Annotated in this window: 8 protein-coding genes; 6 read left to right on the top strand and 2 right to left on the bottom strand. The window is 44.4% G+C overall.

Annotated elements, in window-relative coordinates:
* The first annotated feature begins 121 nt into the window (after positions 1 to 121).
* The 4 genes from sucA (at position 122) to sucD (ending at position 6,436) form a co-directional block, all read left to right on the top strand.
* The gene (gene sucA / locus R7Q48_RS11050) at positions 122 to 2,947 is read left to right on the top strand and encodes a 2-oxoglutarate dehydrogenase E1 component (protein WP_005382176.1); all 2,826 of its coding nucleotides are present in this window, start codon (positions 122 to 124) and stop codon (positions 2,945 to 2,947) included.
* Between the two features lie 28 nt (positions 2,948 to 2,975).
* Positions 2,976 to 4,184, top strand: a complete 1,209-nt coding sequence (odhB, locus tag R7Q48_RS11045) for a 2-oxoglutarate dehydrogenase complex dihydrolipoyllysine-residue succinyltransferase (protein WP_005382177.1) — start codon at positions 2,976 to 2,978, stop codon at positions 4,182 to 4,184.
* Positions 4,185 to 4,397: 213 nt separating this feature from the next.
* Entirely contained in the window at positions 4,398 to 5,564 is a 1,167-nt protein-coding gene (gene sucC / locus R7Q48_RS11040) for an ADP-forming succinate--CoA ligase subunit beta (RefSeq protein WP_005382179.1), read from the top strand.
* Complete coding sequence (gene sucD, locus R7Q48_RS11035; RefSeq protein WP_005382181.1) at positions 5,564 to 6,436, top strand: succinate--CoA ligase subunit alpha; 873 nt, start codon at positions 5,564 to 5,566, stop codon at positions 6,434 to 6,436. Before sucC ends, sucD begins: the two co-directional genes overlap by 1 nt.
* Positions 6,437 to 6,555: 119 nt before the next feature.
* On the opposite strand, the gene znuB is transcribed toward sucD, so the two are convergent.
* Both znuB and znuC read right to left on the bottom strand, forming a co-directional pair.
* Positions 6,556 to 7,341 carry a zinc ABC transporter permease subunit ZnuB gene (znuB, locus tag R7Q48_RS11030; RefSeq protein WP_005382183.1) on the bottom strand — a complete coding sequence of 262 codons (786 nt, stop codon included), beginning with the start codon at positions 7,339 to 7,341 and terminating at the stop codon, positions 6,556 to 6,558.
* On the bottom strand, positions 7,334 to 8,122 hold the full coding sequence (gene znuC, locus R7Q48_RS11025) for a zinc ABC transporter ATP-binding protein ZnuC (RefSeq protein ID WP_005382185.1): 789 nt from the start codon (positions 8,120 to 8,122) through the stop codon (positions 7,334 to 7,336). The genes znuB and znuC overlap by 8 nt, the downstream gene beginning before the upstream one ends.
* A gap of 78 nt (positions 8,123 to 8,200) precedes the next feature.
* On the opposite strand from znuC, the gene znuA reads away from it, so the two are divergent.
* On the top strand, positions 8,201 to 9,088 hold the full coding sequence (gene znuA / locus R7Q48_RS11020; protein ID WP_138939159.1) for a zinc ABC transporter substrate-binding protein ZnuA: 888 nt from the start codon (positions 8,201 to 8,203) through the stop codon (positions 9,086 to 9,088).
* Between the two features lie 202 nt (positions 9,089 to 9,290).
* Positions 9,291 to 12,668, top strand: coding sequence for an AraC family transcriptional regulator (locus R7Q48_RS11015; protein ID WP_171053516.1), 3,378 nt, complete (start codon positions 9,291 to 9,293; stop codon positions 12,666 to 12,668).
* Positions 12,669 to 13,426: the final 758 nt, after the last annotated feature.

Genomic DNA, 13,426 nt, shown 5'->3' with positions numbered 1-13,426 from the left:
GCTTCACTGCTTCAGTAATATTCGAGTAAAGAATACAAAAATTGCCGACCGTATTTTTAGTCGGCTCTTATAGCTCGGCAAAGACCGAAGCAAACGTGAAAACTACTGGTTAAGGGAAAATATGCACAACGGCGTGATGAAGGCATGGCTCGAGTCTTCACACTTGGCTGGCGCCAATGCAACGTATGTAGAGGACCTCTACGAACTGTATCTAAGTGATCCCGATCTGGTAAGTGAGGAGTGGAAACGTGTTTTTGAAGGCTTGCCTAAGCCATCAGAAGAAGTGGCAGAACAACCACATTCACGTGTCCGTGACTACTTCCGACGACTCGCTAGAGAAACAAAGCATTACAATGTCCAAGTTAGTGACCCAGATGTCGATGCAAAACAAGTAAAAGTTCTACAGCTAATCAACGCATACCGTTTCCGCGGGCATGAAGCTGCAGAATTAGACCCACTAGGTCTATGGCAACGCCCAACAGTGGCGGAGTTAGACCCTGCTTTTCATAATCTTACCGAAGATGACTTCGAAGAAACTTTCAACGTAGGTTCTTTTGCTGTTGGGCAAGAAACCATGAAGTTGAAAGATATCTATGAAGCCCTCAACAAAACTTATTGCGGTTCCATCGGTGCTGAATACATGCACATGACTGACACAGAGCAAAAGCGTTGGATTCAGCAACGCCTTGAGTCTGTCGTAGGCCAGCCATCATTCAACAAAGATGAGAAGCGCACATTCCTAGAAGAGCTAACAGCCGCTGAAGGTTTGGAGCGTTACCTCGGGGCGAAATTCCCAGGTGCAAAACGTTTCTCTTTAGAAGGTGGTGATGCGCTGATTCCGATGACGAAAGAGTTGATCCGTCATGCGGGTACAAGTGGAATGCGTGAAGTGGTTATCGGTATGGCTCACCGCGGTCGTTTGAACATGCTGGTGAACGTACTTGGTAAGAAACCTCAAGACCTGTTTGATGAGTTCGCCGGTAAACACGACGAAACTTGGGGTACGGGTGATGTGAAATATCACCAAGGTTTCTCTGCTGATTTTGCGACTCCTGGCGGTGATGTTCACTTAGCACTTGCATTTAACCCGTCGCACCTAGAAATCGTAAACCCAGTAGTCATGGGCTCAGTTCGAGCACGTCAAGATCGCTTGGGTGATAATCAAGGTAGCAAAGTGCTTCCTATCACCATCCACGGTGATTCTGCAATCGCTGGTCAGGGTGTGGTTGCCGAAACGTTCAACATGTCTCTTGCTCGTGGGTTCCAAGTTGGTGGTACGGTACGTATCGTCATCAACAACCAAGTAGGCTTTACGACGTCTAATCCTCGTGACACGCGTTCTACGATGTACTGTACCGATATCGCGAAGATGGTGCAGGCGCCAATTTTCCATGTAAATGCAGATGACCCAGAAGCAGTTGCTTTTGTTACTCGCATTGCATTGGATTATCGTAACGAGTTCAAGCGCGATGTCGTGATTGATCTTGTATGTTACCGTCGCCACGGCCACAATGAGGCGGATGAGCCAAATGCGACTCAGCCTTTGATGTACCAGAAAATCAAAAAGCATCCTACACCACGCAAATTGTATGCAGATGTTCTGATCGATAAAAATGAATCAGATATCGAGACAGCGACTCAGTTAGTCAATGAGTATCGCGATGCATTAGATCGCGGTGAAGTGGTTGTTAAAGAATGGCGTCCAATGGCGTTGCACTCTGTAGACTGGTCCCCTTACTTAGGGCACGAATGGGATATGGAGTGGGATTCAAAATACGACAAGACACGCCTTATTGAGCTAGGCAATCGTCTGTGTCAGTACCCAGAAAGCCATAAACTGCAAAGCCGTGTTAATAAGCTATACAACGATCGTCTAGCAATGATGACCGGTGAAAAAGCCATTGACTGGGGTATGGCTGAAACATTGGCGTATGCTACATTGGTTGACGATGGCAAGCGTATTCGTCTTTCTGGTCAGGACTCGGGTCGTGGTACTTTCTTCCACCGTCACTCGGTTCTTCATAACCAAACCGATGCAAGCACTTACATTCCATTAGCGAATATTCATGACAACCAAGGGCCATTCCAAGTCTTTGACTCAGTATTGTCAGAAGAAGCAGTGTTGGCGTTTGAATACGGTTACGCAACAGCCGAACCAGGTGGTTTAACTATCTGGGAAGCACAGTTTGGTGATTTTGCCAACGGTGCACAAGTTGTTATCGACCAGTTTATCTCGTCAGGCGAGCAAAAGTGGGCGCGTTTGTGCGGTCTTACTATGCTTCTACCTCATGGTTATGAAGGTCAAGGTCCTGAGCACTCATCTGCACGTTTAGAGCGTTACCTTCAGCTTTGTGCTGAGCAAAATATGCAGGTTGTGGTTCCTTCAACACCGGCTCAGGTGTACCACATGATTCGTCGTCAGGTTGTACGCCCAATGCGTCGACCTCTCATTGTTATGTCGCCGAAATCTTTGCTGCGCCACCCTCTATGTACTTCAACGATTGAAGACTTGGCGGATGGTACATTCCAATCTGCAATTCCAGAAGTAGATGATTTAGAACCAAGCAAAGTGAAACGTGTCGTGTTCTGTGCTGGTAAGGTTTACTTTGACCTACTAGAGCAGCGCCGTAACAACGAGCAAGACGATGTTGCTATCGTGCGTATTGAACAGCTTTACCCATTCCCAATGGAAGAAGTACAAGCAGCAATTGCTCAATACACTAACGTTGAAGACTTCGTGTGGTGTCAGGAAGAACCTCAGAACCAAGGTGCTTGGTACTGTAGCCAACATAACTTCCGTGCCGCTATTCCTGCAGGTGCAAATCTTAAATACGCAGGTCGCCCAGCTTCTGCTTCGCCAGCAGTTGGCTACATGTCGGTGCACTTGAAACAACAAAAAGCGTTGGTTGAAGACGCTCTGAACGTGAACTCAAAAACTTCGAATTAAGAATTAGAAGTTAAAGGAAGAAACAGATATGACAATTGAAATTCTGGTTCCAGATTTACCTGAATCAGTTGCTGATGCAACCGTAGCGACATGGCACAAACAACCAGGCGACGCAGTAGAGCGTGACGAGGTTTTGGTTGACATCGAAACAGACAAAGTTGTGCTAGAAGTTCCAGCTCCGGAAGCTGGCGTTTTAGAAGCTATTGTTGAAGCAGAAGGTGCGACAGTACTTTCTAAACAAATCATTGCTAAATTGAAGCCAGGCGCAGTTGCAGGTGAACCAACTGCAGACAAAACAGAAGGTACTGAAGCATCTCCTGATAAGCGTCACAAAGCTGCGCTTAGCGAAGAAAGTAATGACGCATTAAGCCCAGCAGTGCGCCGTTTGTTGGCTGAACATGGCTTAGAAGCAAGCCAAGTGAAAGGCACTGGTGTTGGTGGTCGTATTACGCGTGAAGATATTGAAGCGCATCTTGCGAACGCTAAATCTGCGTCAAAAGAAGACTCGCCAGCAGTGGTTGACGTGCCGGCAGCGGCTCGCAGTCAGAAGCGTGTTCCAATGACTCGCCTTCGTAAGACAGTCGCTAACCGTCTGCTAGAAGCGAAGAACAACACGGCAATGCTAACGACGTTTAACGAAGTGAACATGAAACCAATCATGGACCTTCGTAAGCAGTACAAAGATCAGTTCGAAGAGCGTCACGGTATTCGTTTGGGCTTCATGTCTTTCTACGTGAAAGCAGTAACAGAAGCGCTTAAGCGTTACCCAGAAGTAAATGCTTCGATTGATGGCGATGACATTGTTTACCACAACTACTTCGACATTAGCATGGCGGTATCAACTCCACGTGGTCTAGTTACACCTGTCCTAAAAGACTGTGACAAGCTTGGTTTCGCTGATGTTGAAAAAGGCATCAAAGAGCTGGCTATTAAAGGTCGTGATGGCAAGCTAACGGTAGACGAGCTAATGGGCGGTAACTTCACTATCACAAACGGTGGTGTGTTCGGTTCACTAATGTCTACACCAATCATCAACCCACCTCAATCAGCGATTCTTGGTATGCATAAGATCCAAGAGCGTCCGATGGCAGTGGATGGCAAAGTTGAAATCTTGCCGATGATGTACCTAGCGTTATCTTACGATCACCGCCTAATTGATGGTCGTGAATCAGTTGGCTTCCTAGTAACGATTAAAGAGTTACTAGAGGACCCAGCACGTCTCCTATTAGACGTTTAATATCGCTAAAACGTCTAGTTATCGTAGGTAGCTAGACGTTAAAAATTTCAATGGCTAGACTAGCTCAACGTTTGGCCTTCATTTTAATCCTTCAGTAAGAGTACTCGTTATGAAGGATTGATTTGAGAAGACCCTACAGACGTACAAGCAGCCAAGACTGCAGCGTTATGGAAATAATAAATCCCTTAAGGGAAAAACAAACGGAATATCGAAATGAATTTGCATGAATACCAAGCCAAACAGCTGTTTGCAGAATTCGGTTTGCCTGTGCCAGAAGGCTACGCGTGTGATACACCACAAGAAGCTTTTGAAGCCGCAGGCCGTATCAGTACAGCCAAGAAAGTAGTTAAATGTCAGGTTCACGCTGGTGGCCGTGGTAAAGCGGGTGGCGTAGAGCTACACGATACAAAAGAAGGCGTTAAAGAGTTTGCACAGAAGTGGTTAGGTAAAAACCTAGTAACTTACCAAACAGACGCAAATGGTCAGCCAGTAACAAAAATCCTTGTTGAAGAAGCTTCAAATATTGCGAACGAACTATACCTAGGTGCGGTAGTTGACCGTGCTAGCCGTAAGATCGTTTTCATGGCTTCTACCGAAGGTGGTGTGGAAATTGAAAAAGTTGCGGAAGAAACGCCGGAACTCATCCACAAAGCAGCAATTGACCCACTAGTAGGTCCACAAGCTTACCAAGGTCGTGAGCTAGCGTTCAAACTTGGTCTTGAAGGCGACCAAATCAAACAATTCGTTAAGATCTTTATGGGTCTTGGCACTATGTTCTCTCAGTACGATCTTGCTCTGCTAGAGATCAACCCACTTGTGATTACTGGCGAAGGCAACTTGCTATGTCTTGACGGTAAGATCAACATCGACTCAAACGCACTGTATCGTCAGCCTAAGCTTCGTGAAATGCATGATCCTTCACAAGAAGATGAGCGTGAAGCACACGCAGCTCAGTGGGAGCTGAACTACGTAGCACTAGACGGTAACGTTGGCTGTATGGTTAACGGTGCAGGCCTAGCAATGGGTACGATGGATATCGTAAACCTACACGGCGGCAAACCAGCTAACTTCTTAGATGTAGGTGGCGGCGCGACGAAAGAGCGTGTTGCTGAAGCATTCAAGATCATCCTATCTGATGACAATGTGAAAGCGGTACTTGTTAACATCTTCGGTGGTATTGTACGTTGTGACATGATCGCAGAAGGTATTATCGGTGCGGTTAAAGAGGTAGGCGTAAGCGTACCTGTTGTTGTTCGTCTTGAAGGTACTAACGCTGACCTAGGTCGCGAAGTTCTTGCTAATTCTGATGTTGATATCATTGCTGCTGAGTCGCTAACTGATGCTGCTCAGAAAGTTGTTGCTGCTGCGGAGGCTAAATAATGTCTGTATTAATTAACAAAGACACTAAAGTAATCTGTCAGGGGTTCACTGGTGGTCAAGGTACTTTCCACTCAGAGCAAGCTATCGCATACGGTACGCAAATGGTTGGTGGTGTGTCTCCAGGTAAAGGCGGCCAAACTCACCTAGGTCTTCCTGTATTCAACACAGTTCGTGAAGCAGTAGAAGCGACTGGTGCAACAGCGACAGTCATCTACGTACCAGCACCTTTCTGTAAAGATGCAATTCTAGAAGCGATTGACGCGGGTATCGAGCTAATCGTAACGATTACTGAAGGTATCCCTACTACAGATATGATCGACGTGAAAGTGAAGCTAGAAGAAACTGGCGTTCGCATGATCGGTCCTAACTGTCCGGGTGTTATCACTCCTGATGAGTGTAAGATCGGTATCATGCCTGGTCACATTCACAAGAAAGGCAAAGTAGGTATCGTATCTCGTAGCGGTACTCTAACTTACGAAGCAGTTAAACAAACCACTGACGAAGGTTTCGGCCAGTCTACTTGTGTTGGTATCGGTGGTGACCCAATCCCGGGTTCAAACTTCATTGATATCCTAAAACTGTTCCAAGAAGACCCTGAGACAGAAGCGATCGTTATGATCGGTGAGATCGGTGGTACTGCAGAAGAAGAAGCAGCAGCATACATTAAAGAAAATGTAACGAAGCCAGTGGTTTCTTACATTGCTGGTGTAACTGCACCTCCTGGTAAGCGTATGGGCCATGCTGGTGCGATTATCTCTGGTGGTAAAGGTACTGCTGAAGACAAATTTGCTGCACTAGAAGCGGCTGGCGTTAAAACTGTGAAATCTCTAGCAGAGATCGGCCAAGGTCTACGTGAAGTGACGGGTTGGTAATCGACCACACTACTTAATAAGTATTAAAAAGCCTGCGACTTCGCAGGCTTTTCTTTTTCCGTTCCCGTGGGTTTATGTTTGTTGTTAGCAAGGTCTTTCGCGTTTAATACTCAATGCGATTATGCTTTGCTTTTAATCAGCTGGCTCAGCATAAATAAGGATGTTGCGCTGATCACTACGGAAGGGCCGGCCGGTGTATCGAAGTGCCATGATAGGCTAAGCCCCATCAGTACTGCCACTGAGCCAATAATGGATGCGAACAATGCCATTTGCTCTGGTGATGAAGAGACTTTACGTGCTGTTGCTGCTGGGATAATTAGGAGCGAAGTCATGATCAACGCGCCAACGAACTTCATACCTACTGCGATTACTACACCCACCATTAGCATTAACACCAATCTAACTAAGTCTGTATTCACGCCCTCAACAGCGGCAAGTTCTTCACTAACAGTGCTAGAAAGCAGTGGGCGCCAGAAGACGTACAAACACGCACTTACCGCAACAACACCTGCGTAAATAAACATCAGATCTTGTGGAGAGACGGCAAGTAAGTCCCCAAATAGGTAGCTCATTAAATCGACGCGCACGTTTTCCAAAAAGCTAACCGATACTAAACCGATAGAGAGTGCACTGTGTGCCAAGATACCTAACAACGTGTCTGTAGCCACAAGTTGTTGCTTTTGCAGAGTGACAAGCAAAACGGCCAGAGCTAAACAGCAGACGAGTAGCGCAAGGTAGAGATTTACGTTGAGCAAGAAGCCCAGCGCTAGGCCCATTAACGATGCATGAGCTAGGGTATCTCCGAAGTAAGCCATTTTACGCCAAACGACAAATGACCCAAGTGGACCGGCAATGATCGCGATACCAATACCAGCAAGAATAGAAGGTAGGAGAAACTCAATCATGATGGTGATGTCCGTGTTTATGGTGGGAGCATGATGTCGCATCACCGCTTACTGGCGTTCCGGATAAATCGTGATGATGGTGCTCATGGTCGTGATGATAAAACGCGAGAGATTCTCTCGCTGCATTGCCAAATAGCGCGATGTAAGAAGGGTGCTGAGTAATAGTGGCAGGTGAACCTGAGCAGCAAACATGGTGATGCAGACAAATAACATCGTCCGTTTTCGCCATCACTAAATGTAAGTCATGCGACACCATAAATACGCCACAATCAAAGCGGTGACGAATGCTCTCAATTAAGTCATAGAGATCGATTTGACCTTGGATATCCACACCCTGAGCTGGTTCGTCTAATACCAACAGCTGAGGACGCTGAAGCAGAGCGCGCGCCAGTAACACTCGTTGGTTTTCACCACCGGATAAGCGATGCATATTACTATTAAGTAAATGTTCAGCGCCAACAAGCCTTAATGCATCAATGCACTCCTGCTTACTGTATTTTCCTGCTAAATTTAGGAAGCGGGTTACATTCAATGGAAGGGAGTCATTGAGCTTCAACTTTTGAGGAACGTAACCAATTTTCAGTTTTCTTTGTCGGTTCAACTTGCCGCTAGTCGGCTTTTGAAGACCTAAGATAACTTTGACTAACGTTGATTTTCCCGCTCCATTGGGACCAATTAGGGTAGTTATTTTGCCCTTTTCTAATTCCATACTAATGTTATCGAGAACTCTGCGGCCATCGAACTCGACGCATAACTGCTCAAGATGGACTAAGGAAGACATGAATGAAACTCATTTGCAAATCAATAATGTTATAATGTAACATTATCTCACTTTCCACGCCATATCCCAAGTAAAACTATGAAAAGAGCATTAATTCTTGCTGCTTCAGCAATGTTAACACTGCCAGCACAGGCGGTAACGGTACTGACGAGTATCAAACCTATTCAGTTGTTAGTAACAGAGCTTACTCAAGGAGTAACTTCACCAGACGTGCTATTGCAGTCTAACACATCACCCCATGACTATGCTTTGCGTCCATCGGATGTTAAAAAGGTCGCTTCGGCTGATTTGGTTATCTGGTACGGACATGATCTTGAACCGTTTCTAGAGAAAGTTGTTTCGGATAGATCGAATACTTTGACTATTAGTCAAATTCCAAATCTAGAATTGCGTGAATTTGATAGTGAGCACAACCATGACCATGATGGGCACGATCATGGCTCACATGATCCGCACTTTTGGCTAGGTGTAAGCCAAGCACAACAAGTGGCCAAGGCTGTTGTGAATCAACTTGTATCACTTGATCCGGAAAATGCAGCTCAATATCAAGCGAACCTCAAAAAGTTTGAACTCGAGCTAAAAGACACTGACCAACAGATAAAGCAGAAGCTGGCACCAGTAAAAAACAAAGGTTACTTTGTATTCCATGATGCTTACGGTTATTTCGAAGATCGTTATGAACTAAATCAAATGGGGCATTTTACTGTGAGCCCAGAACGCAAGCCAGGAGCGAAGACCTTAATTCAAATTCGTCAAAAGCTAAGTGGTGGAGATGTGGCTTGTGTATTTTCTGAACCTCAGTTTACCCCGGCTGTCGTTCAGAGCGTAATGAGAGGCAGTGATGTCGCTAAAGGCGAGCTTGACCCGTTAGGGAGTATAATTGAAGCAAAACCTGGCAGTTACTTTACTTTTCTCAACAATATGGCGAATAGTTTTGAGCAATGCTTGAACAAAAAGTCAGATTAAGTGCTGTCGTAATGTAGGAGTAGTCTTTTTAACGTGATCCAGTAGTAAGAATTACAACCTTTGGTAAGGCGAGCCTTTTCTCAGAAAGTAATTGAGATATCATTACCAATAATTATCAGCTCAAAATAACCGTATCAATCCATGTTTTACAAACGATGAACGGTCACTTTCAGAGCACAAATTGATACAAAAGGTTTTCGTCTTGCTACGCCAATTAGCCCTTGCTCTGTTGGGCTTTGTCTTATCCTACCAAGCATTTGCGCTTCATAATGCAAATGCAATCTTTTACCCTTTGCCAACTCAGGCAAAGGGTACTTTTATCGCGGCTAAAAAGTTGTTCTTGGGTGAAAAAGGCGGTTTGTGGATTCATGACGTACACGGGAGAGTCCTGTTTTACGATGGTCAAACTATATTGCCTAAATCAGGTAGCTTCCTACAAACGTCGGCCAAGCAGTTGGCCTATCATAAAGGTGCTTTTTGGACCTTTATTGAAAATGAGGTCTATCGAACTTATCCAAATCAGGAACGACGTTTAGTCTTTAGTTTAAATCCAGGCTCACAAATAAGAAAAATAGGGTCTTCAAAGAACTATATTTGGGTGAGTGATGGCGCGCATTTCTATACCTACAATATCGACACTAGCGAGTTAAACTCTTTCTCTCTATTGCAGCTCTATCAACATAGTAATAATAGCTACGTTTACATTAATGATGCGGTGCTAGTTGAAACGAAGTGGGCACTAGCAACGACTTCCGGCTTCTATCTTTCTGAAGGTGATAAGTTTGACCATGTCGCTGCCTCAGGTCAAAACTACATTGAGAAAGTCTATTATTCACACACGCGAAGAGAAATTTTGATAGGTACATTGCGTGGCGCTTTAATTTTCAACATTTACCAGCCTGATAAAGAAGTGATTAGAATTGGCGGCTCACATGTTTTGACATTCGCAGAGACAAATCAAGAGTATTGGGTGGGGACAGAGCATGGCCTTTATTTGTACTCATTTTTTTCAGGTGAGGTCACCGAAGTCGCGCCTGCAAGTTTTCTTGAGTTAGAGTTAGGTAACACGAAGATTTATTCGTTGTTGAGTGACAATATGGGAGGGATGTGGATTGCGACTAACCAAGGTATTCGTTATTACTCGCTATTTAGTAAAAAATTTGAACGAGTGACCTTTGGTAGTTATGACTCACACACCCTATCAGGACGAATTCGGCAAACTATTGAAGGTCCTGATGGTGCGCTTTGGTTTGCTGATGACCGAAAGATTTATCGTTCAGGAAAGAGTGGGATTAACCAAGTCTTAGAGTTGGAGTCGCAGATCAATGAATTTGCGTTTCAAAACGGCATGCTTTGGCTTGCAACCTCAAAAGGGCTGGAAATATTTGAGCTAAATGGTCTCAACAAGATTACATTTCCTTATTTACAGGTTATGGCCGGACATGCCGTAGAGCATGTGACCGTTGATGGTGATGACCGTCTTTGGGTATCAAGCGGATACCATCTTTACAATGTTGATACTGCTGCACAAAGCGTACGAAACTTTGGAAGTGAGTGGCTAGTAAGTCAGTATTTGCCTGCTAAGGTTACGCGCCTATATGATACTGAAGATGCCCTATTAATAGGCACCGATCATGGCGTATACCAATACAGTAATGACAACATCCAGTTTATCCGTTTTTCAGAAAAGTTTGGTGAATCATTAGACATGACCACGGCGGTTGATGGCAGCCAGTGGTTTGCTTCATCTTATGGTGTGTTTAAAACTGATACACGAAGCGATGAAAAACGTGTTGTTGAAATGAGTGAGCCCAACGCCAGACCTGCTTGCTTGATCAGAGACAGGCAAGGTGTATGGTTAGCTTCCTCTGTCGGTTTAAGCTATTACCACCTTTCGGGTGAGTTAGTGAAACATTACTCATCGTCATCAGGCTTAATGAACAATGAGTTCCTCCCTGGTATTTGTAGCGTTATACAGCAGACAGAAATTGGTGAGCGAGAGCTTGTTCTGGGGTCGAAGTACGGACTCGTAAAAGCAGAAGCATCCAAGCTGCTTGTATCTAATCCCCCAGAGTCTAAGTTTATTGTTAGCCAAGTTGTGCTTGAAAATGAAGTTCTGCAAGTTGGTAGTGCCGATCTGAATGGGCTCACACTGCCATATGGATCTTCGCTGAGTTTTTTATTCGGTGTGATGCCAAAACCAGACAGTCAAAACTTGTACTATCGATTGAACAACGATGACCCATGGCAAACGTTAGAGGGGGGCCAACTGACACTCGAGCACCTTAGTTCCGGTGAATATCACTTGCAGGTCAGTAATGAGTCTCAAGTTGCCGCTGGAGTCGTTGGTTTAGAATCTCACTTTATCGTCCTTTATCCTTGGTATCTATCGCGATTTGCTGTTTTAGGCTTTGTCGTAGCTAGTATTGCGGTCGTTGCAGTACTCGTATTCTGGCGCTCGCGCTACGTTGTACAGGCTAACCGTGATCTAGCAGCTCAAGTGACCCTCAAAACGAATCAGTTAAGACATCAAAGTAGAGTGTTGCTTACGAGCAACCAGCAATTACGTAAACAGATTCAAGTTAGAAACCTACTCGTAGACCATGTAGCTCTATCCATAAAATCAAGCGTCGACTTTATTGTGGCGAAACTACCTATGCCTCTGGACACTGCGACAGAGGATCATTTGGCTAAAACGAATTGGCAGTTAAATGAACTCAAAAGCGTTCCAAGTGATGTAAGTGGTGGGAGTCAGAACTACAACTTGAGTCAGATAACTCAGTCAGTGGTTGATGTATGGCAAGATGACTTTGCAAAAGCGGGTATTTTGGTAGAGCTAGAAGATGAGAGTAAGCAGAGCCGGGTTGCTCTGGAAAGCTTTAATCTTGATGTTATTTTCAATAGCATTTTTGCCAATATCATCAAGCGCTCTTTCCGGGGTCAAACGGTTAGAATTATGCTAGAAAAGGGGCATGATATTGTGTCATTGAGCTTTCTTGATTACGGGACGCAATTACCTAATAAAGTCGCGACTGGGCTTCCATCTAACTTAAATCACTCTGAGTTGAGTATTGACCACCTTGCCCAACTAGTGACAACGAGTGGTGGTTATTTGGCTGTCTTCTCTTCTGATGCTCAAAACAAAGTCGAGATTACATGGCCATCTGCGAAGGAAAGGAGTTATCTGGATGAACCGCAGCAAGAACTCAATCCTGTAACTATTGCAGAAGATCAAGTCACACCAGAGAAAGAGTGGTTGCAAAAAGTCTATCAATTAGTGGCAGAGCATTACCATGATCCTGAATTTGGCACTGCGTCAGCCGCTAAAATGCTGTATATGTCTGAACGCTCTTTGCAGAGACGTTTTAAATCTGCCTCGTCAAGAACGTTAAAAGACTATGTCACAGAGGTTCGTTTAGAAACGGCGTGTGAACAGTTATTGGCGGGTGAGAAAATCAGTGACGTCGCCTTTAACTGTGGCTTTAATGATCCATCTTACTTTAGCCAAAAGTTTAAGCTGCATTTTGGTTTGCCCCCTTCCAAGTTTGCTTTGACTCAAGAAAGCCAAGAAATTAACTAGAAAACCTTCATTACACGCTCCCTAGTTAATAGTTAAGATGCTGGGGAGCTGCATACAGTGCTCTATTATTGCTGCAGTTGCTAACGCAGTAAGTTTCATTGTTTCTTCATCACATCTAGCCTACAAATCCATTCTCAACACGTAAGCACGATCACGTTCTATCTGTTAGTCGCGATGTTCATAGCAATAAGCATAAATGGCTTCAAGAGAATGATTTACTGATAGTTGCAACAAATAAATGACAGTTGCATTGCTGTATCAAAAGAGCGTTGTTCATTTGGGTGAATGATGGCATGTGACATTCGTGAAAACGAAAACTGTGTTGAAAAGATGAATAAGGTAAAGAAGTTTTGAAAGAGGTGAAAAAAAATATCGTGGTATAGCCGGGGGGACTATACCACGGGTGTCAAGGACACCTTCGCTTGCTGCCGGAGTGACATGTTGCCATGCCACCTCTGGAATTTATTAGAGAGGTTGCCCTCTCGATGGAGTAACTATACGAGAGGTTACTTATTTTTCTTATAAAAATAACGCCATGTTTATATGAGAAAAGCGACAACGTTTGGTTTTTTACTTAAGCCATTGTTTTAATTTGAATTTTTTGTTTTCTGTCTTGGTTTGTGACATTTTTGTTTCGTTAGGTGTCATTTTTAATTGTTAATTTTGACGTAAATAACGAGAGGAAATTTACGAAGTTAACGTTTGAAAGCGTGAAAACATTTACGGAATCTTTGATTTCACACAAGGATTGAAGGGGT

The organism is Vibrio sp. 378 (assembly GCF_033339435.1).
This window is presented reverse-complemented; position numbering and strand designations above follow the sequence as displayed.

Excerpts from the sequence above, each read along its gene's own strand:
- sucC (WP_005382179.1), top strand. The coding sequence starts at position 4,398 with ATGAATTTGCATGAATACCAAGCCAAACAGCTGTTTGCAGAATTCGGT.
- znuA (WP_138939159.1), top strand. The coding sequence starts at position 8,201 with ATGAAAAGAGCATTAATTCTTGCTGCTTCAGCAATGTTAACACTGCCA.
- odhB (WP_005382177.1), top strand. The coding sequence starts at position 2,976 with ATGACAATTGAAATTCTGGTTCCAGATTTACCTGAATCAGTTGCTGAT.
- sucD (WP_005382181.1), top strand. The coding sequence starts at position 5,564 with ATGTCTGTATTAATTAACAAAGACACTAAAGTAATCTGTCAGGGGTTC.
- znuB (WP_005382183.1), bottom strand. The coding sequence starts at position 7,341 with ATGATTGAGTTTCTCCTACCTTCTATTCTTGCTGGTATTGGTATCGCG.
- sucA (WP_005382176.1), top strand. The coding sequence starts at position 122 with ATGCACAACGGCGTGATGAAGGCATGGCTCGAGTCTTCACACTTGGCT.
- znuC (WP_005382185.1), bottom strand. The coding sequence starts at position 8,122 with ATGTCTTCCTTAGTCCATCTTGAGCAGTTATGCGTCGAGTTCGATGGC.